Origin of the sequence: Vibrio sp. SALL6, from assembly GCF_002002385.1 — a bacterium.
Classification (GTDB): Bacteria; Pseudomonadota; Gammaproteobacteria; order Enterobacterales; family Vibrionaceae; genus Vibrio; species Vibrio parahaemolyticus.
The window spans coordinates 75,936-95,994 of record NZ_MQVK01000006.1 but is presented as its reverse complement, the minus strand read 5'-3'; the positions used below and the strand labels follow the sequence as shown (position 1 = coordinate 95,994).

At 47.0% G+C, this 20,059-nt stretch carries 18 protein-coding genes; 9 read left to right on the top strand and 9 right to left on the bottom strand.

Annotated features, from left to right (window positions below; genetic code table 11):
• Positions 1–123: 123 nt before the first annotated feature.
• From BIW15_RS02335 to BIW15_RS02320, 3 genes are all read left to right on the top strand, one after another.
• Positions 124–1,491: a DNA-3-methyladenine glycosylase 2 family protein gene (locus BIW15_RS02335; protein WP_029822161.1), complete on the top strand. Its 1,368-nt coding sequence runs from the start codon at positions 124–126 to the stop codon at positions 1,489–1,491.
• Positions 1,488–1,970, top strand: coding sequence for a methylated-DNA--[protein]-cysteine S-methyltransferase (locus tag BIW15_RS02330; protein WP_005464913.1), 483 nt, complete (start codon positions 1,488–1,490; stop codon positions 1,968–1,970). Before BIW15_RS02335 ends, BIW15_RS02330 begins: the two co-directional genes overlap by 4 nt.
• Before the next feature lie 99 nt (positions 1,971–2,069).
• Positions 2,070–2,888: a hypothetical protein gene (locus BIW15_RS02320; protein ID WP_005464915.1), complete on the top strand. Its 819-nt coding sequence runs from the start codon at positions 2,070–2,072 to the stop codon at positions 2,886–2,888.
• Between the two features lie 83 nt (positions 2,889–2,971).
• Here BIW15_RS02320 and BIW15_RS02315 read toward each other — a convergent pair whose 3' ends face one another.
• Positions 2,972–3,580: a YitT family protein gene (locus tag BIW15_RS02315; protein ID WP_005464880.1), complete on the bottom strand. Its 609-nt coding sequence runs from the start codon at positions 3,578–3,580 to the stop codon at positions 2,972–2,974.
• Positions 3,581–3,781: 201 nt separating this feature from the next.
• Here BIW15_RS02315 and BIW15_RS02310 point away from each other — a divergent pair, with 201 nt between their 5' ends.
• On the top strand, positions 3,782–4,177 hold the full coding sequence (locus tag BIW15_RS02310; RefSeq protein WP_077280493.1) for a GFA family protein: 396 nt from the start codon (positions 3,782–3,784) through the stop codon (positions 4,175–4,177).
• 27 nt (positions 4,178–4,204) lie between these two features.
• Here BIW15_RS02310 and nhaD read toward each other — a convergent pair whose 3' ends face one another.
• Both nhaD and BIW15_RS02300 read right to left on the bottom strand, forming a co-directional pair.
• A complete protein-coding gene (gene nhaD, locus BIW15_RS02305; protein WP_143694953.1) occupies positions 4,205–5,635 on the bottom strand; it encodes a sodium:proton antiporter NhaD in 1,431 nt (476 codons plus the stop codon).
• 410 nt (positions 5,636–6,045) lie between these two features.
• Positions 6,046–7,071, bottom strand: a complete 1,026-nt coding sequence (locus BIW15_RS02300; protein ID WP_005497674.1) for an acyltransferase — start codon at positions 7,069–7,071, stop codon at positions 6,046–6,048.
• 253 nt (positions 7,072–7,324) lie between these two features.
• On the opposite strand from BIW15_RS02300, the gene BIW15_RS02295 reads away from it, so the two are divergent.
• Both BIW15_RS02295 and BIW15_RS02290 read left to right on the top strand, forming a co-directional pair.
• Positions 7,325–7,915 (top strand): TetR/AcrR family transcriptional regulator, encoded by a 591-nt coding sequence (locus BIW15_RS02295; protein WP_005468576.1) that lies wholly within the window; start codon positions 7,325–7,327, stop codon positions 7,913–7,915.
• A 120-nt stretch (positions 7,916–8,035) separates the two neighbouring features.
• Entirely contained in the window at positions 8,036–8,893 is an 858-nt protein-coding gene (locus BIW15_RS02290) for an alpha/beta fold hydrolase (RefSeq protein ID WP_021450398.1), read from the top strand.
• A 129-nt stretch (positions 8,894–9,022) separates the two neighbouring features.
• Here the strand turns inward: BIW15_RS02290 and BIW15_RS02285 are convergent, their stop codons facing one another.
• Together BIW15_RS02285 and BIW15_RS02280 are read right to left on the bottom strand one after the other, a co-directional pair.
• Entirely contained in the window at positions 9,023–11,569 is a 2,547-nt protein-coding gene (locus tag BIW15_RS02285) for a glycosyl hydrolase family 18 protein (protein ID WP_005497676.1), read from the bottom strand.
• 369 nt (positions 11,570–11,938) lie between these two features.
• The gene (locus BIW15_RS02280) at positions 11,939–12,442 is read right to left on the bottom strand and encodes a DUF2850 domain-containing protein (protein WP_005497678.1); all 504 of its coding nucleotides are present in this window, start codon (positions 12,440–12,442) and stop codon (positions 11,939–11,941) included.
• Between the two features lie 324 nt (positions 12,443–12,766).
• On the opposite strand from BIW15_RS02280, the gene BIW15_RS02275 reads away from it, so the two are divergent.
• Entirely contained in the window at positions 12,767–13,051 is a 285-nt protein-coding gene (locus BIW15_RS02275) for a pyrimidine/purine nucleoside phosphorylase (RefSeq protein ID WP_021452809.1), read from the top strand.
• Positions 13,052–13,221: 170 nt separating this feature from the next.
• Complete coding sequence (locus BIW15_RS02270) at positions 13,222–13,503, top strand: hypothetical protein (protein ID WP_025628104.1); 282 nt, start codon at positions 13,222–13,224, stop codon at positions 13,501–13,503.
• Between the two features lie 19 nt (positions 13,504–13,522).
• Here BIW15_RS02270 and BIW15_RS02265 read toward each other — a convergent pair whose 3' ends face one another.
• Positions 13,523–14,680 carry a GGDEF domain-containing protein gene (locus BIW15_RS02265; RefSeq protein ID WP_005464995.1) on the bottom strand — a complete coding sequence of 386 codons (1,158 nt, stop codon included), beginning with the start codon at positions 14,678–14,680 and terminating at the stop codon, positions 13,523–13,525.
• Between the two features lie 575 nt (positions 14,681–15,255).
• Here BIW15_RS02265 and BIW15_RS02255 point away from each other — a divergent pair.
• Positions 15,256–16,596, top strand: a complete 1,341-nt coding sequence (locus BIW15_RS02255) for an MATE family efflux transporter (RefSeq protein WP_077280492.1) — start codon at positions 15,256–15,258, stop codon at positions 16,594–16,596.
• A 97-nt stretch (positions 16,597–16,693) separates the two neighbouring features.
• Here BIW15_RS02255 and BIW15_RS02250 read toward each other — a convergent pair whose 3' ends face one another.
• The 3 genes from BIW15_RS02250 to BIW15_RS02240 all read right to left on the bottom strand — a co-directional run bounded on the left by BIW15_RS02250 (position 16,694) and on the right by BIW15_RS02240 (position 19,971).
• On the bottom strand, positions 16,694–18,373 hold the full coding sequence (locus BIW15_RS02250) for a pseudouridine synthase (protein ID WP_077280491.1): 1,680 nt from the start codon (positions 18,371–18,373) through the stop codon (positions 16,694–16,696).
• A 117-nt stretch (positions 18,374–18,490) separates the two neighbouring features.
• Positions 18,491–19,111, bottom strand: a complete 621-nt coding sequence (locus tag BIW15_RS02245) for a DsbA family protein (protein WP_005497686.1) — start codon at positions 19,109–19,111, stop codon at positions 18,491–18,493.
• On the bottom strand, positions 19,105–19,971 hold the full coding sequence (locus tag BIW15_RS02240) for an MBL fold metallo-hydrolase (protein ID WP_069502906.1): 867 nt from the start codon (positions 19,969–19,971) through the stop codon (positions 19,105–19,107). The genes BIW15_RS02245 and BIW15_RS02240 overlap by 7 nt, the downstream gene beginning before the upstream one ends.
• Positions 19,972–20,059: the final 88 nt, after the last annotated feature.

Genomic DNA, 20,059 nt, shown 5'->3' with positions numbered 1-20,059 from the left:
ATTCGCTAATGCCAATAAATCTCAATATTGAGTTCCGAAAATGGCTAATCTTCATTTGTTCTGCGTTCTACAATGAAGTTATATCGAGTTGTTTTCACAGAATGCACGAGCAAGGATCGCTTCATGTTTATCCATCCTCATACATCGTTGACCTTCGAGCAGTGCCAAAAGGCGCGAGTGTCGCGAGATAGCCGTTTTGATGGTCGATTTTACGTCGCGGTAAAAACCACAGGGATTTTCTGCCGACCGATTTGTCCGGCGAACCTACCCAAAGAAGAAAATGTAGAGTACTTCACCGATAAAGCCCAAGCACTTAAAGCGGGTTATCGTCCTTGTTTGCGTTGTCGTCCAGACAGCGCACCGGGATCGTGGGCATGGAAAGGCGTAGAAACAACATTTCAACGCGCGATTTCGTTGATTGATCGAGGAGAGCTGCATCACCATTCGGTGTCTGAACTGGCAGAGCGCGTTGGTATTTCTGATCGTTACTTGCGTATGTTGTTCGAGCAGTATCTCGGCATGTCACCAAAACAGTACGCGCAATATCAGCAGTTAATGTTCGCCAAACAGTTGCTGCATTCCAGTTCGATGTCGGTTACGGAAGTCGGCTTCGCCGCTGGTTTTAACAGCACGCGCCGTTTCAACGATGCATTCCAAAAGTTTCTGAAGCTCACGCCTTCTCAAGTTCGTCGAAGAGAATTTGATGGCGTGAGCACGAATCGAATTGCGTTGTCTTATCGTGGTGAGTTGAATTGGCAACACATGCTGGATTTTTACCGACTAAGAGCCATTGAGGGCGTGGAGCGGGTGAGCGGCGAGAGTTACCAACGCAACGTTTGTCTGGATAACAGCAAAGCGTGGTTTAAGGCGAACAAAGGTGAAGGAAACCTTGAGCTTGAATTCGAAATTGAAGAAGTTGCGAAGCTGCAAAATTTAGTGTCTGGAGTGCGGCGTATGTTCGATCTCGACACCGATATCTGTACTGTCGAGCAGCATTTGGATTATGTGGCACCGGGGCTTGTTTCGAACCGAGGCATTCGGATTCCTGGAGTGTGGAATGCTTGGGAAGCCGGGGTTAGAGCCATTCTTGGTCAACAAGTGTCGGTCAAGGCCGCGATAGGCCAGCTTAACTTATTGGTAAAAATGCTCTGTGGTGATGCTGACAAGCGCTTTTTCCCGACACCAGATGCGATTGCGAATGCCGACGTGAGTTTTTTGCGGATGCCGCAAAGTCGTAAAGAGACATTGGTGCGTTTCGCTCAGTTTATGCAAAGCAACGCGGAGACGGATCCGCAACAATGGTTAGCGTTGAAAGGCATTGGACCTTGGACGGTTAGTTATGCTCAACTGCGTGGGCAATCCCAACCCGATTGCTTTTTAGATAAAGACTTAGTGGTGAAAAAAGCGATGCAGCGCTACCCATCACTCAATACGCACACCGCAGCCCCTTGGGGAAGCTACGCGACGTTTCACTTATGGAATCAATCATGAACACAGTTTATACCGAGATGCCGAGCCCACTAGGTGCGGTCACTATCCAATCTAACGCTGAGGGCTTACTTGGCATTTGGTTTGAGACTTGTACCACCAAGCCAAGTGAATTGGGGCGAAGAGATGATCAGCATCCGATTTTGCGCCAAGCCGTCACCCAGTTGGACGAATACTTTTCGGGTCTGCGCAACGAATTTGATTTGCCTTTGGCAGCGACTGGTACCGATTTTCAAAATCAAGTGTGGCATGCGTTAACGACCATTCCATACGGCGAGACGTGGAGCTATCAAGATCTCGCCAACGCGATTGGCAACCCGAAAGCCGTGCGTGCGGTTGGGTTAGCAAATGGCAAGAACCCTATTTCCATTGTGGTGCCTTGTCATCGCGTTATTGGTAAAAGTGGCAAACTGACTGGGTATGCTGGTGGGGTAGAACGCAAACAACGTTTGCTCGCATTAGAGCAAGGTACACCACTTTAAGTGAGGCGATTCTCATATTGTTGTTTGGCGTGCAACGCACGGTTGAGAATTGTGTAGAGTGGTTTGTTTACGAACAAGATAACAAAGGATAACAAGGGCATGTTTTTCAAAATGGATTTTGATGCATTCATGAGTGAGTGTTGGCAGCTGCACGAGGAAAAGCCAGAACAGGTTTATGCTCAGCTAGAAACGGCGCTGAATGAGGTGGAAGCGCTCAGCCAAGTTGAGCGAATAGTTGCACTGATGCTACACACCGCAATTGGTCACCTTGAGCATCCCGAACGATTTCTTGCCTGTTTAGACCGCTTAGATGATCGCGCCATTACCGAGAGTTTGGCGTTTCAACGTAGCATCGCCGTTGCACGCTTTTTTGTCGATGACACTGAGGATGTGGCATTGCTAGAGGAGCAAGATCAGCGTCGCGTGTTCTCTCTTATTGCGAACGAACTTTCTGCTCTTACTCAGCTTGAACCAGCAAGTCAATGGTTGGCGAAAGCCGCATTAGGAATGACACCACACGATGCAGAAGAGGTGCTAGCGCGTTCGATCGCAATCACCGCAAACAACTTGGCTTGTCAGTATGAAGAGCTCTCAGAGCGTACTGACGAGCAGAAAGCGAGGATGTTAGAGTCTGCAAGGCTAGCACTGGATTATTGGAAAATAGCGGGCGGTTGGATGCAGGAAGAGCGCGCAGAATATCGTTTGGCGATGAGCTTGCTGAAAGCCGATGCACCTAAAGAAGCCAAAGTGCATGCTGAACGATGTGAAGCCATTTGTCTGCAAAACGGCGGCGATGCGTTTGAGCTTTTTTATGCGCATGACTTATTGATGCAAGTGCATTTTCAACTTAGCCAGCAATGCAAAAAACAATTGGATGCGCAGGTGCAGCAATATTGCACAACCAGCGAACTGGCGTAGGTTTACCGCCACAGCAAAAAGCCCCGAGCTAATGGCTAGGGGCTTTTTGGCTGTCTAAACACTTTCGTATTTCTAGGTGTTGATTATGCCGTTTGCGGTTTTGGCTGGTATCGTCCAGGTTTGTGGTTCATCGCCAAAATCAAGTTGGTCGCAATGGCACCAAGAACGGAGAGAGCGATAAGGTGCACATCCACAATAAACAGCGACATCACCACGATGGCACAATCGAGCGCCATCTGAATTTTGCCCGCTCGAATCCCAAAGCGTTCCTGAAGGTACAAGGCCAAAATGTTAAAGCCGCCCAAACTCATCTTGTGACGAAATATCACCAGCATACCAATACCGATCAATCCACCGCCCAACAACGCTGCGTAAAAAGGTTCGATTCGGGAAATTTCGATCACGTGGTGCAGATGGTCGACCGCGAAGGAGACAATAGAAACGGCAATAAAGGTATTAACCGTAAACCTCCAGCCCATGCGCATCACAGACAGAATATAAAAAGGGAGGTTAAGGGCGAAAAATATTTGACCAAAACTGAAGTCACTGACTTTGGTCAGAAAGATGGCCAAGCCAGCAGTGCCGCCAGTCAGTAATCCTACTTTGCTGAAAAATATCACCCCAAGTGACACCAACGCGCTACCGAGCGTCAGAGCCAAGAGGTTTTCTCTTAGGCTATGATCTTTATCCATAAAACAATTTCCTTGGTTTAAAAACCGCGGCGGAGACAATCTGCCTATCGAACGCGGTAAACAGTCACCAAAATAGCGACTAATAAATCGACCGATAAAATGTCGCGAAAAGTGACCAATGTCGAGTTTTTGGACAAGATTATGATGATGTTAAGCTGTTTAACATAATGTACACATGAATAAAAACAACAAGGAAAAGCGATGATTAAGCAAGTTGGCAACACTCAAATTAACCCCCTGCATCGACTGACCTGTCACTGCGGAAAAGTCGAACTGGAACTGACGTTACCCAACGGAATTGAAAAGCTGAGACGCTGTGATTGCTCTATGTGTCGTCGTCGAGGTGCGATTGTGGCTTCAGTACCTTTGAGTGGTATTCGTATTGTTCAAGGTGACGATGTTTTAAAGCTCTACCAATTTAATACGCATACCGCGAAGCATTTTTTCTGTAGTGAATGTGGCATTTACACACACCATCAACGCCGATCAGATCCAAGTGAGTACGGTTACAACGTGGGATGTTTAGAGGGCGTTAACCCGTACGAATTGGGTGATATTGAAGTGATGGATGGCGTTAACCATCCATCGGATCGTTAGACTAAGTAGCTAGGCGTGTCATTGGGATTAGGTAAACAAGCCGCCGTTCATCCACAAATGAGCGGCAATACTGGCGGCGTAGCCCAGAGCGATCACGGGCGTCCATTTTAAATGGCCAAAGAAAGTGTATTGGCCACGCGCTGCGCCCATTAAAGCCACACCCGCGGCAGAACCAATCGACAACAAACTACCCCCTACGCCCGCAGTGAGCGTAACAAGCAACCAGTTACCAGTGGACATGCTTGGGTCCATCGTTAGTACCGCAAACATGACCGGAATGTTATCGACAATGGCAGAAAGCACACCGACCATCACGTTCGCCCAAACCGGATTCCATTGGGTGTACATGACGTTTGAAACCAATTCGAGATAACCGAGCAAGCTCAAGCCACCTACGCACATCACGACGCCATAGAAGAACAGCAAGGTATCCCATTCGGCGCGAGAAACACGATGGAATACGTCAAACGGTACGACAGAGCCTAAACGTTTCAGCGCATGATCGTCCCCATTCGCAATCGCCATGGCCGCTTTTTTCGCGAGCGAATGTTTGAGGGTTTTTCTTAAGAAGTACCCGAAGAATTGTAGGTACGCCAAGCCCATCATCATGCCAACCACGGGTGGGAAGTGAAGAACAGCATGGAAGGAGACAGCCGTAGCGATCGTGAGGACAAACAGCAGCACAATGCGCCTTGCGCCACGTTTTAATTCGACATGCTCGTGGATGGTATTGGGTTTGGTGTTCGGTACAAAAAGGGACATTAAAAACGCTGGCACGACATAGTTGATTAGAGAAGGGACAAACAAAGGCATGAATTCAGAGAACCGCACGTGCCCGGCTTGCCAAACCATCAAGGTTGTAATGTCACCAAATGGGCTGAATGCCCCGCCCGCGTTGGCTGCGATAACGATGTTGATGCAAGCAAGATTGACGAACCTTGGATTGTCGCCAGACACTTTCATTACCACCGCGCACATCAAAAGGGCCGTGGTTAAGTTATCTGCGATTGGAGAAATAACAAACGCCAGAAAGCCCGTCAGCCAAAACAGCTTTTTGAACCCGAACCCTTTCCCGACCATCCACGCTTGTAGAGCATCAAAGAGTTTGCGCTCTTCCATCGCGTTTATGTAGGTCATTGCGACGAGCAAAAACAGCAGCAGCTCGGCGTACTCAAGTAGGTTATGTTCCAACGCCGCTTTTGCCACGTCTTGCTGGTGGTGCTGGGCGAAGGTGTAACCAATCAAAATCCAAATCAGACCTGCCGCGAGAAGTACAGGTTTGGATTTTCTCATCTTCAAATACTCTTCGAGCATGACCAGAATATAAGCGATCGAGAAAAGAATGAGAGCGATATAGCCTACGGCGGAGTTCACCAGATTAAGATCACCGGATGCCGCTGCAAAGCTGGACCTTGAGAACAACAAACAGCAGAAAGCCACAATAGGATAGATTGGCATAGACATTTCTCCCTTGTCTTGTTGGAGAAATATTAGCCATAAATTAAGGGGTTAGTTGTGAGAGAGCTCGAATTAACAGTAGGAGTTAAGATTTGGGTAGCTTGCGCCACTATTTTCTGAGTGACGCAATGCTCGCCGCGCCAAATAAGATCGCAACAGCGTATAAACCATAAGTTAGCCAATGGCTAATTTCTAGAAAAGGAATGAGTCCCTGACCTGCCCACATACAGCCTCCGTTTAATGAGCAATGTTGTAATAGTCGGGTCAATCTAAAGCAAATGAACAATGTTTTTTGTGAGTGACGGCAAATTCTGAAGGATTAGAAAGTCAAATTTTGGTGAGTGAGAGAGAACTCTCACTTTAAAAATCAATACGCTAACACTTTAGTGTTAGCGTATTGCTGAATCCATTTAGCGGAGTAGGGCTTTTTTCAGTGGGGATGCTTCAATTGCCCTTACCAACAACAAGGTCACGACGAGAGTGGCAGGAAACAAGAAGGCATCTTTTGCTAAGTCTTGTAATCCTAAAAAGCCCGCTATGTTCATCATGACAATAATGACCAACAGATGGCTCACGTAAACGCCTAAAACACTTGGGGCCCACTTGAATACCCATGGCATGTTGCCAAAATTAGGATGAACTAACAGCCACATGAACACGCCGAGCGACCAAATGACGGTGCCAAACAAGAAGTCGTTAGAGTTGAAGGCCACATCGTATTGCATCAACCAGTAGGCTTCACCAAAGTGCAGAGCCATACCGAGGAGAATCAGGCGAATGGTGTTGTTGCGTGACCAAAGCCACTGTTTTTCTCGAATCAAGTAGCCAAGTACCACAAGCAAGGTACTGAAAAATGGCCCATTACGAGTGAAAAACGGAGCAGGTAAATCGGTGAGAGGTGCATAGCTGCCTGCCAAAACACCATAGACGTAAAGCAGCACTGCTGTTGGAAGCAGTAACTGCGTCATGCCAATTCGAACTAAGCAGGCGATGATAGCGACCGCAATCACCAATGCTGGAATAAACCACAGGTGGACAAGCCCGCCTTCTAGTAATGAATTCAGTGGTGCAGACGCTAAGTATCCCCAGTAGCCTTGTCGTTCAGCAAGGTATCCCGCTTCTGCTACGACTTGCCATTGGAACGGCATGAGTAAGCTGATCACGCTCCAAACCAACCAAATTTTCATTAGAGGTTTCGCATAGTTGGCTAAAGTTTCGAGTGGATTGCTGCTCAGCTTAGGTTGGATAAGGTAACCAGAAATAAGGAAAAAAAGTGGAACCGCAAAACGAGCGAGCTGATTAAGAAGATAACCAACCCAAGGTACGCCATCCCACTGCCAATAAGTGAGGGCCATTTGGCAATGCAGCCCGACAATTGCCACCATGGCAATGATGCGTGCAAATTCTAAACTGGCTATTTTTCGGTTTGTCGCCATACGTTACTTACCTAAATGAATAAAAAACTTCAGCGAAAGTAACAGTTCGCGACGCACTTCATGCATGAAAAAATCAACACATTGCAGCTTGAACCTTAGCAATGTCTGAATTTAAGACTCACTTCAAACTTCTTGATTCCGCATCTATTAACCCACTCAATAGGTCGATCTTAGCGAGAAAATGACATGGATAGATGGTTAGACCAGTTAACTCTTCATTGCAAAAAAGAACGACCGTGCTAAAACTACAGTTATGAAAAAAGGAAAAGTAACGAAAGAGTTCATTCTGCAGCGCGCATTTGAAATTGCCAGTGAAGACGGCTTAGAAAGCCTCACCATTGGCGAACTAGCGAAGCAGTGTGGCATGTCCAAAAGTGGTCTGTTTGCTCACTTTAATTCCAAGTTGAATTTGCAGCTTTCCGTGCTTGAGTACGCAAACCAAGTGTTTGCTGAAAGAGTGATTGAACCTGCACGCGGGCTTGGTGATGGTAATATTGAGCGGAAAATCCGAGGGTTGTTGGATTCTTGGATGACGTGGAACCATTCATTTCAAGGCAGCTGTATGTTCCTTGATGCGTGGAATGATGCCGCAGACAAAAATTGTCCGTTACAAGCGGCATTACGTAAAGCGATTGATACTTGGTTAAGTTATCTAGAAATTCAAATTGCGAAAGGCAAAGAAAACCAAGAGTTTATAAGCGACTTAGATACTCGTCAGGCGACGTTCGATTTATACGGGCAGTACCTGAGCGCGCATGTTTTCTATTCGATCAAAGGTGAGGAAGAGAGCTTACGCCTATTTTGGCAAGGCATCGACAACTTGCTTGCTCGATGGAGAGGTTAACACCGTCTACGGGTAACGAAGATTCATTTTAAAGAGCGACAGAGTTCGCTCTTTCTTATCAGTATAAAAAGCACGACCGTTCTATTTTTGCTAAGTGTGCTGATAACTAAGGAAAAGATCATGAGTGAGAAAATCTATTTTAATACCTCGCAGCGTTTTAGTGTGAAGCGCAGTCTCGTCAACATCAGTACCCGCTTGCACCACACATTAGCCCCATCGCATGCGAAGAAAACGGCGCGAAAACTGCTGCTTACTCCAGCGCGTACGCAACCAAAAAATGCGGAGCCACAAGGATTAGTTAAAGCAGAAATCCAAGGGCACACTGGGGCTATCAAAACGTATTCGTTGGGTCAGGGGCCTGTGTGGGTTCTGACTCATGGTTGGTCGGGCACGGCGAGCCAGTTTTATCCGTTGATGGAACATATCGCGGCTTGTGGATTTACAGCGTTGGCTTACGATCATCCAGCACATGGTGAAAGTGATGGTCAATATGGCCATATTCCGGGCTTTGTGCGTGGCTTGGAAGAGGTTCTCGACTCGGTAGAAGAAGGCGTCGCCGGATTGGTTGGACATAGTATGGGAACGGCGTCTGCACTTGAGTGCCGTCATCATAAGTTGGAAAACAAGCCACTGCTATTGATTGCGCCAGTGTTGAATTACGTAGAGAACTTGTTTGGCAGCATTGCGCGTTCTGGCTATTCAATGAAACTGTTCAAAGCGGTGGTATCGGAAGTGGAAGATCAGTATGGCTACCCATTGCAATCGATCGACCCTCTGAAGCGACTCTCGGAGCGAGCGGCACCCACGATCATCGTGCATGATGAGAAAGATAAATTCACTAAACACAGTATTTCCGCTCAAGCCGCTGACGAGATTGAAAATGTTGAGTTGGTGACAACACAAGGTCAAGGCCATGGGCGAGTCATGAAGTGTGAGCAAGTATTTAGCGGCTTCGACCGCTTGATTGAACGCGTGTAGTTATTGGCTTAATGATGTTTAATCACAATGAAAAAAGAAAGGACAGCCGGGGGCTGTCCTTTTTCGTTTTTAGCTTTAGCTTTAGCTTTAGCTTCTGTGAGTGCAAGGTTTACACTCAGAATGTTAGGCTTAGTTACAGTTAGCTACGCCAACTTCTTTCCATACACCCCATTCGCCAGACTTGCTTGGATCGTCACCCTGAGTCCACCATTTCGCTTCCCACGTTTTACCTGCGTGAGTCACTTGGTTGCCACCTGTGTACACTGCGCTCGCATCCCATGCGTTGTCACAAGTACCTGGGTTTGGATCGGTTGTGTGCTGTGCAACAACCACTGTCGCGCTTGCCGATGAAGACGCTTTACCGTCGCTCACACTTACAGTGAAACTTAGGCTTGTGTCTTGCGGGTATTCCGCAGCAGTGAATGTCACTTTAGAGCCGTTTACCGTTGCGTTTAGACCTTGAGGCAGAGTCCAGTTGAAAGTAAGAGTATCGTTGTCTGCATCGCTAGACGCAGATGCATCTACAACCACAACGTCACCAGCGTTTGCTGTTGCTGGAGCAACAACTTGCGCTACTGGTGCGTTGTTCACTGGGTCAACCACACCTGCTGGCTTCACAGTTACTACAACAAGGTCAGATGCCGTTGCACCTTCGTTGTCAGTCACTGTCAGCTTGAAAGTTAATTGCTCTTCAACAGTAACTTCTGCTGCATCAAAGCTTGCTTTCGCTGTGTTTGCGCCTGCTAGTACCACTGCTGTGCCAGATACTTGTTCCCACGCGTAACTCGCGATAGTGCCGTCAGAGTCTTTCGATAGGCTACCATCTAGAACCACACTTGCAGGGCCAGTTACCGATTGATCTGCGCCAGCTGCTGCGGTTGGTTTACGGTTTGGTTGAGGAACCACACCGCCAGCCATACCTTCGTGCATTGCGTTGAGAATGTCGCCGTTATCAGCGTCGATTTCCCAAGAGAATAGACCCGCAAGACCCAGAGATTTCGCGTAGCTACCTTTTGCTAGCACTGAGCGATGGTCATCAAATGTGATCAACTCACCCGTTGTACGGTTCCATACCCATGGTGCTTCAGCTTGTGCATCGTAGCCGTACTCGAAGCCGTTAATGCCAGTGTTGTTTGCACCTAGCATGAATGACTTAATGCCTTTGTAGTCGATTACGCCATCTTCCCAAACACCTTGTGCAGTGCTGCCTTTCAGTTTACCTGTCGCAGTACCTGTCATTGGGTCATTTGGATCAGTGAGCGTATCTGGTGTTACGCCTTCCCAGCCACGGCCATACATTGCAGTACCAAGGACTAGCTTGTTCGCAGGAACGCCTTGAGCAAGAAGAAGTTGGATACCGTTATCTGCTGTGTACGCAGGGCCTTTGTAAGCTTCGCCGTTTTCATCTACGCCGCTGCCGTCACATTGACCAGGGCGCATGAACGAACCACAGTAAAGTGCTGTTTGGTGACCAGGAACGTTGTTCCAGCCGCCGTAGAAGTCGTAAGTCATCGCGAAGATGTAGTCCATGTATTGAACGGCATCTGCGTAGTTTACGTCTTCAATCTTGTCGTAGCCGACACCGATTGCTGAAGTTAGCTCGTAAGTACGGCCAGTTTCTGCTTCTAGCTCATCTAGCATTGCGCGCAGTTCACGCATCAATGCAACGTAAGCTGGACCATCGTTTACTGGGTCGCCTTTATCTGCTGCAGCACCGCCGCCACCAGGGAATTCCCAGTCAATATCTACACCATCGTAGAATTTCCAAGTTTTCAGGAATTTCTTAACCGAGGCCACGAATGTGTCGCGGTTCGCTTTATTAACGAAATCGTAGAATGGGTCAGACAGTGTCCAGCCACCGATAGATGGGATGATTTTTAGATCAGGGTTACGTTGTTTCAATGCCATTAGCATTGCGTAGTTACCCTTGATAGGCGTGCTGTACTCGTGGCCAGCTTGCGGGAAGCTCTTCTGGTAAGCGGCCCATGGGTCATGAATTACCACTTCGTAATCAGGCACACCGCGACATGCAGTTTGAAGAGCGTTAAAGCTGTTACCACCAACAGACTTAACAGATTCGTTTGGACCACAGATTGGAATAAAGCCGTAAAGGATGTGAGTTAAGTTGTCGGCTGGCATATTGTCTACGGTGTAGTTACGACCATAGATGCCCCATTCAACAAAGTACGTACCCATCACGACGCTAGGGTCGGTGTTGTATGTTTTGTTGTTTGGATCAACGTTCATCGTTAGTGGCTTCAAGTGAGAGCCATCTGTATCCGCGATGGTGATTTCTGCAGGAGCACTTTTCGAACAGCCTGTAGCATCACACGCTTCAATTTCCATTTGGTACAAGCCGCCTTGGCCGTAATCAAATGTTGCTGTGGTTTGGCCGCCAGTGATAGCGCCTGTTGCGACTTTTACGCCATCAAAATAGATGTTGTAAGTGTCGCCAGGTGTACCGCTCCACTGGTTGAATTTAACGGTGATTTTAGCTTGGTCATGGTATTTCACCATGTCGTAGTAGCCAGATGTGGTTTCCATAGCCAGTTCAATTTTAGAAAATTGAAGGTTATTAGAACCGTACATATCGACACTTGGTGCGGTCGGAGCTGCGACTGCAGCACCTGATAGCGCTAAAGCAACCCCAGCTGCACATAGGTTAAATCGAATCATAACTTCTCTCTCAATCCTTGGATTCATGTTCTTTCGTGAACATAAGCTGCTCTTGCACCAGATAAGATGATCAGATTTACACCACGTGCAAAAGCATCACACTCAGCATTTCAGAGAGTTTTTTTTCGTCAAAAAAAATTAAAACGGTTTTCGAGTCACATGAGAGAACTTAAATAAAACCCACACTCTGTTACACGGAAAATGTAAGACCGAGTCAATAATTTATAAATATTTGGCAGGAATTAAATTAATTGTTTACTCAATTTGGGTGGGTATAAATGCGACGAATATCTTATTTGATTGTTTATTAAGGTTTTATTTCATCGCGTAGAAGTGCCTTAGGACGGTAAAATAGTGGTAAAAAACGTGCTAGTCGCGACTGAAATGTTCACTCAGAGCGGCTCGTCGTTTTGATGCTGCGCCCACTTCTGAACCTTGAACAGTATGCTCAAATCCCTTTCGAATGAATCGCTGATCTGGGATTCGAGGTTCAATTCGGCGTATTTGTGGTGACAGATGAGAGCCAGAAAGTTGATACGCAGTTTCACCTAATCCGGTATTTAAGGTGATGACTTTGCCATCAAACGCAAATTCCGTCGTGATCAAACGATGATTTCGATACACCCCATCGGAGGTAAAAATAAGGCGTTCGGTTTGATAAGGTGGAGCACCAATTTCGATCCACTCACCATAGACGTGTTCGGGGTCGATGTAATCTTGGTAGGAGACGTGGAGCTGATAAGCGAAAAAAGCCACCAAACTGCAGACAAAAATAACGAACGCACTTTTTACCATCTTAAGCTGGTGTCGAGCCCAAAATGAAAGTTGCGGTTCTTTATCTTGTTTCCTTTTCCTGCGAGCGGGTATGGCCATGAGTACTCTTATCGTCCTTTTTTAATATGGTGGAAACCTTCCGCACTAAAAACAAACAATCTCGCCGTTGCGACCCAGAAACTATGATCTAATGTCCACTTTTACAATCGGATACACTATTACTGATTGATTTGTCGTTAATGATTGACTCCTTAGTGATTAAGAATGGGCTGCAAATTTCGAATTATTCTTTCCTGTTGCGTTAGCCAAATTCTGAGCTGATTAACTGAGTTCTCAATTCGGTAGAATCTCTGTGCTTTAAAGGCTTGAGTCGCAGAAAAAAACAGGGTAAAAAAGAGCGGACTTTTGATAAGGAAACCAATAATGAGTATTAAGGAAAATAGCTATTTTGCAGGCGGTGTAAAGTCACTAGGTTTTAACCAGCACGGACAGGATGTTAGTGTCGGTGTGATGCTTCCGGGCGAGTACACATTTGGTACGCAGGCTCCTGAGCGCATGACTGTCGTTAAAGGCGCTCTCGTGGTGAAACGCGTAGGTGAAGCCGACTGGACAACCTACAGCTGCGGGGAGTCGTTTGATGTTGAAGGTAACTCATCTTTTGAGCTGCAAGTGAAAGACGCAACGGCTTACTTGTGCGAATACCTATAATCGGTACAAATGCTGAATTGCTTTAAGCCACCTTCGGGTGGCTTTTTTAGTTGCGTAATTTCCTTGAACTGGCGCACGAGATATCGCTTAGAATTCGGTATCTTGGCGCTATTTATGCGCAACTGTGTATATACTTAGTATAAGTACACCCATCAACCAAGGAGGAAGTGATGGCAGTACAACGTAAGCATTCTGATCTCCCTCCTCGCTACGAAGCGAGCGATTTAACGAATGAACAGCGACACCGCTTTACTGAAGTAGCGAACGCGGCGCACAAAAGACGCAAGTTTTACAAACAGGCGATAGAAAAAAGCTTGGTCGGAAAAATGAAGGAGCGAGCTTTTAAGCCAGTGATTGCAACACAACAAGGAAAACCAAGCCGGGCGCGTCAAGCCTTCTGGTTGATCGTGTTTTTAGCGCTTGGGTTGTGGGCGATGCACTTTTTTGCATAATCGGGCGACTCACAGAGGCTTAGCACGCCTCTGTCATCTCAAGCATTGATTCTTGTTGTTTGCGCAGCTCACCAGCATGAGAACAATGTTCGTAAAACGCGTACTGATTTTTACCCGTGTGTTTCGCGGCATACATCGCTTTGTCTGCGCAGCGGGTAAGCTCTGATAAATCGTTGGCGTCTTGTTTATAGATTGCGGCTCCTACGCTCATCGTCAGCTCATTATAGGTATCGTAGTTTTGATATCCCTTTGGGAACAAATTAACGATGCGATCCAAAATGCCATCTAGGTCTTGTTTACTGCGCACATCGTAAAGCATTAACACGAACTCATCGCCTGCGAAGCGCGCAATGGAGTAGTCATGTTTATCGGTTTTTCGGTCGCTGTTACGAATGCTTTTCTTCAATCGAGTTGCAAATGCTTTCAACACTTGGTCGCCAACATCGTGGCCATAGGTGTCGTTGATGTACTTAAAATTGTCGATATCGAGAAAAACCAACGCGGTGACACTGCGTTCGTCTGAGTGGTCAATGTCGTGCAGTTTTGCTCTAGCCCACGTTTCAAAGCTCCAACGATTCGCTAAGCCCGTCAGTTGGTCTAGGTAGGCTAACTCCTCAATCCCTTCTCGGTAAAGGGTTTGAATGTAGCTGACGACTTTTGCGTAGTAGTAGGAGAAGGTATGGCAGACAAAACTGATGGCTATCAAGGTGAACATGAATCGGCGTTCGATCATATCGCCAGTGGCAGGTAAGCCGTCTAAAAACGTAATGCCAAAGAAAACCAAAATCATGTAGGTAGCGCTAAAGAGTAAACCGACTTTGAACTCGTTAATCAAAATGATGGTTGCGACGATGGGGTAGAGCCACAATAACTTTCCGGAGGGCGCATCATTAAAAAGAAGCAGTAATAACCCCTCAAACATGATGACGGCGCTGAGCAGTAAATCGGCATATTTGTGATGCCTTTGTACTTTTATGAGATAGCAAATCCCTAAGCAGGCGATGGCACTGAAGGCATGCAAAACGCTTAACCCCCAATGATTTTCGAGCGATTGGACGATAGCGCCGTACACCAATAGTGTGGCGGCAATGCTAGAACACAGAAAAACGATTTTCTTTTTTCTCGTCGAGCGGATATCCGCCATTTCTTCTAGGCGAGCCCCGGCCAATGTCGACATCTTCTATCCCTACTTAAATTGATATGTACGTCTATTCTAGGCGGTATTTTAGCGATAAATAGAATAACAAAATCGCCAAATGTGAACTTAGTCATGTTGCGAGGTGATTGAATCTTGTAAGGAATTTTCTGGGTGTGACGACGCCAAGGGTTTTGTTTATTACGATATCTATCGATATGTTGCCTGCAATATGGTGATGACGGTTACAAAGTTACCTTGATGTGTGCACGTTGATAAATACAGATAATGCATAAAAACGGCTGTTAGCGAGTCGATTCTCAATTCGCTGAATGGCGTCATTTAACGGCGTTAAGCCACTTATCAACCGCGTACCTATTGAACTCATTGTTCGTCAGTCGATGATCTCTAAGCTCTGTCAATGAGTCGCGTGGGCTTGAAAAGTCATTAGAAATATTTTCCTCAAATGACAGGAATTATTGTTGTCGTTGTGACCAATCTCCGACTAAAATCCGCGCTGAATCTCAGTTTCATCTCAAACGAATCCCGAATTACTTTTTATAGACTGCCTCACAGTTCTCTGCGAGGCAGTTTTAGTTGTTGGAAAGGTTAAAAACATGCCTAAAAGCCAAAACATCAACCAACGAATGTCCATCGTGGCATTAGCTTGGCCGATTCTTGTCGAAATTTTGCTACGGACGGCTTTAGGAACCAGTGACGTGTTCATGCTGAGTGGCTACTCGGACAAAGCCGTATCCGCTGTTGGTGTGATCACGCAGATTACCTTTTTCTTAATCATCGTTTCGACGTTTGTCAGCAGCGGAACGGGGATTTTGATTGCCCAATACAATGGCGCAGGGCGCGAGCAAGAGTCTGTGAATGTCGGCGTAGCAAGTATTGCGCTGTCTGTGATCATCGGTGTGCTATTGAGTGTGATTGCCGTGCTTGGCGCGATATTCCTGCTCCCGTATTACGGTTTGGAGGCACAAGTCGAGCAATACGCACGTGAATATTTGCTGATCAGCGGAGCGATGACGTTCAACGTCACCATAGGCATAGTCTTTACGACCATTCTGCGTAGCCATGGCTATTCACGCTCCCCAATGGTGGTGAACTTGATCTCGGGTGTGTTCAACATCATTGGTAACTATATTGCGCTTTACCAGCCATTCGGTTTACCTGTGTATGGTGTGCAAGGTGTAGCAATAGCAACCGTCGTCAGCCAAGTCATCGGTACGTTAATGTTATGGTTTATTCTCGCTCGCAGCAGCATTGAACTACCGATGTCGACCATGAAACAAGTGCCCGCAGAGGTTTACAAAAAGATCTTAAAAATCGGCGGTATGAACGCGGGTGAAGTGCTGTCTTACAACGTGGCGCAAATCTGCATTGTGTACTTTGTGGTGCAAATGGGGACGGCATCGTTGGCGGCTTTCACTTATGCGCAAAACATTGCCCGTTTCTCGTTTGCTTTCGCGTTGGCAATTGGTCAGGCAGCGCAAATTCAGACTGGTTACTACATCGGTAAAGGTTGGGTGAGCAGCATTTTAAAACGTGTACAAATCTACTTCTTAGTGGGATTTGTGGCATCAACGGCGGCAACCACACTGATTTACCTGTTTAGAGAAGAGATTCTGCGCGTATTTACCGATCAACCAGAGATACTCGCATTGGCAGGTTCGTTAGTCATGGGCTCAATTTTGCTCGAAGCCGGACGTGTGTTTAACCTGATTTTTATCGCGGGGCTCAAAGGCGCGGGTGACATCAAGTTCCCAGTGCAAATGGGGATTTTGAGTATGTGGGGACTAGGCGTGCTTTTCTCTTACATCTTTGGCATCCACTTGGGTTATGGCGTTTTAGGGGCTTGGATGGCAATCGCACTCGATGAATGGGTGCGTGGTATCATCATGGCAAGGCGTTGGCGTTCTCAGGTGTGGACCAAGTTTAAGGTGAGCTAACGGTTTTCGGTATTGCGCATCTCGTTTATTCTGTTGTTAGAAACCCAAAAAGGCACTGTTAGTCAGTGCCTTTTTGTTATTTAAAATCTGGAAGACGTTAGAATTCGCACTCAGCTTTGAACACCATGCGCTCTTTGCTGTATGGATGATCCAGCTCTAGCATCTCAGCATGCAGGTGTAAGCGATTCGCTTTTTCGCCGTATAAACCATCACCAACCATCGGCATGTTTAACCCCATGTGATGAGCACTGTGTACACGTAGTTGGTGAGTTCGCCCGGTTTTCGGATACATGTATACCTTGCTGCGTCCATCTTTGACGTCAATCAGTTGCCAGTAGGTTTCTGCATGTTTCCCGTGTTCAAAACACACCAGTTGACGTGGGCGGTCGTCTGGGTCGCCACGCATTGGCAGTGAAATTTCCCCTTCAGGCTCGTTTAATACGCCTTCGAGCAGTGCCATATAACGTTTTTGTACGCCGCGAGCCATAAACTGTTTTTGCAGACTTTTGTTCGCGCGCTTGGTTAAGGCAAACACCAAAATGCCAGAGGTCGCCATGTCGAGGCGATGAATCACAAACGGCCCTTCCACATCAGGGAACATCGCTTGTAGGCGCGTATAAGCAGAGTCCTTGATAGTTTTACCTGGCACTGAAAGTAAGCCCGAGGGCTTGTTGACGACGACCATAGCGTCGTCTTGGTAGATTATCTCTAGCTCTTTGTCTTCTGCCCAATTCTCCGCCAATGGGTTGGGTTCGACGTCCAGCCCTTGCATCATATGACCTAAAATCGGCTGACATTTGCTATTACACGATGGGTAGAACTTTTTGTGTTGGCGAACTTCAGACTTTGGCGACACACCCCACCAAAATTCTGCCAGCGCCAACGGTTTGAATCCGTGTTTAAACGCGTATTGAAGCAGTTTTGGCGCAGCACATTCCCCTGCACCTGCTGGTGGTATTGGGTTTGTGGTGTCCGCAAAAATGTCCACCAAGTCGCGTGTTTCGCCATGGCTGTTTAGAAAGCGGTATTGTTTATGCAGTTTGTGCTGTAAAGCGTTGGAGAGCGTTTTGCGCTGTTCTTTCAGATGAGCAAGTTGCTGCTCTAACTCGGCCAATCGCGCTTCTTTGATTGCAAGCTTTTCATCCCACGCTTGCTTTAAGTATTTGAGAACGTTTTTCTCAGCGACACTTTGCTTACCCAACTCATCCAACAAGATTTTGAGATCATCGGCATTGAGCGTTTGCTCGCCCTGTTGGCGCTGTCGCTTGCGTGCTGCTCGGCCGTCAATCATCACTTGGCGCTGTGTTTGCTCCTCTTGCTGATAAGCGGCTCGGTCGGCTTGTATTTGCGCTTTAAGCTCCGCCAATTCCGGATTCGCAGCACAGGTTTTGTACTCCGCATTGGCGGCGTTGATGGCATCCGTTTCTGCGCGGAAGAAGCCTTCATCGGTCAGCATGTCGTACACAGGAGGGACAAATCCTGGAATCAAGTTTTGGTCAGCAATTTTGCCAGAAAACGCACTTAAAAAGCCGAGATCGCCTTGAGAGCTTTCTACTAGTAATACGCCAAACATTTTGCCTCGCCCCGTTTCTTCATTAACCAAACCAAAATCGTGTTCGAAGTCGGTTTGCGCTAATAAGTGCTGTTGCAATTGCTTTGCAGCCATAACGCAAAGAGGATGCGGCGTGTAGTAGAACGGAAACGTAAACTGCGTTGGTAATTCATAGTCAGAAGTATCAGCAGTAAAACGAGTAAAACAATGTTCAGGCGAGTGCATGGTGGGTATCCGCGCGAGTAAAAAATCGAGCGAGGATTGTACCTGTTTGAGTCAGGATTGCCATGTCGGTGTTGGCACTCGCTCTTGGATTAAGAACAAGAGCGAGTGGGGAAGCGCTTATTGCAGTTTTTGTAATGCCAGCTTCCACTGTGCCGGTTTGTCGTAGTAGGCCGAGTGCGGCAAGGTCAGGTACTCGCCATTTACTTCTGCAATCAGGGTTGGATAACCACCAACGTGTAACTGGCGCATCAACTGTCGGCTAGAGCGAATTTTCTCATCTAGATCGGCTTCGCTTAACGTCATGTTTTGCTCCCACACATCGTTTGCTAAACCTAGCGATTCTGCAATGGCTTTGAGCGTCGATGCTTCATTCACTTTTAACCCGAGCTGATAATGCGCGGATTGGATGGCCTTTAGCATGTGCCATGGATTCAGCCCCATTTTCTCCGCACTCAAGATCGCTTGTGTTGGTAGATAAGAATCAAGAACAAACGCATCTTCGCTTTTCACGCGTTGCAGATATGCTTCACCAAACGTTGCTCCGGTTTCGGTTGCGATACGAGCGTCACTGTTAATGATGTGCTGACGAAATTCAGATTCAATCGCGCGTTTCTCAATCATACCGCCGGGATGAAGCTCTACCTTAAATTGAGAGGTGTCCATCAAGGCTTCGATGAGTGGTGATGCCCCGTAGCACCAACCACACATGGGATCGAAGAAGTAATGCACGGTTACCATGACATTTCACCAGTATGCACTTTTGCACCGATTTCTAGCGCGATTGGCAATTGAGCTTCTGGGTATTTCGCTGACATGGTGTCAATGAGTTGAGCGCTGTTATTGCTGTGTTTTTTCGCTTGCTGAAAATCCTGCAAGTATTGTTGCGAGTAGCGAATGGTGTCTGCATTCAGCTTTGTGCCTGCTTTCATGTGACCAGGAATGACCACTTGAGGTTTAAGCGCAAGCATCTCGCTAAGTTGTTGCTCCCAAGCATTGATGGCGGTTTGGTCAGCGGCATCGGCCATCCACAAATGTACGTTTGAGTACACGGTTACGTTACCTAGAATCGCTTTGTTATCTGGAATCCATAGGTAAGGGCGGTGTGCTGATGTGCCATGGTTACCACGAATTTCAATCTTATGACCTTCTAGCTCTAATGATGCTTTATCGTACGCGACAGGGATCACTGGTTTTACCGGTGCGTTTGCGCCCAGCTTTGGTCCCCAGTACGCCAGCTTTCCAGCCAATTTCTCTTTAATAATTTTTTGAACCGCAGGCGTTGCGATGATCTGCGCATCAGGGAACTGTTGGTGTAAGGCCTCTGCGCCAAAGTAGTAGTCTGGGTCCGCTTGGCTGATAAAAATGGTTTTAAGCGTTTTGCCTGAGTCCAACACTTTAGCGGCAATGCGCATCGCGTCAGCTTTGGTGAAGCCAGTGTCGATGACCATGGCGTCAGTCTCACCGTATACCAAGGTTGAGTTAACGTGGAAGCTGTTACCGTCGGCGTTGTAAACCTCAAGAGTAAGGGGAGAGTGGTTTGCCGCTAGGACAGGGCTTGCCATTAAAATGGATGCAGCAATCAAAGTGAATTTTTTCATAATAAGCTCCTAAAGAATTTGGGGCCAAGCGACGATGGCTTGGGAACGGGAGCTATATTAGAAAATTGATACGCTCGGAAAAATACAC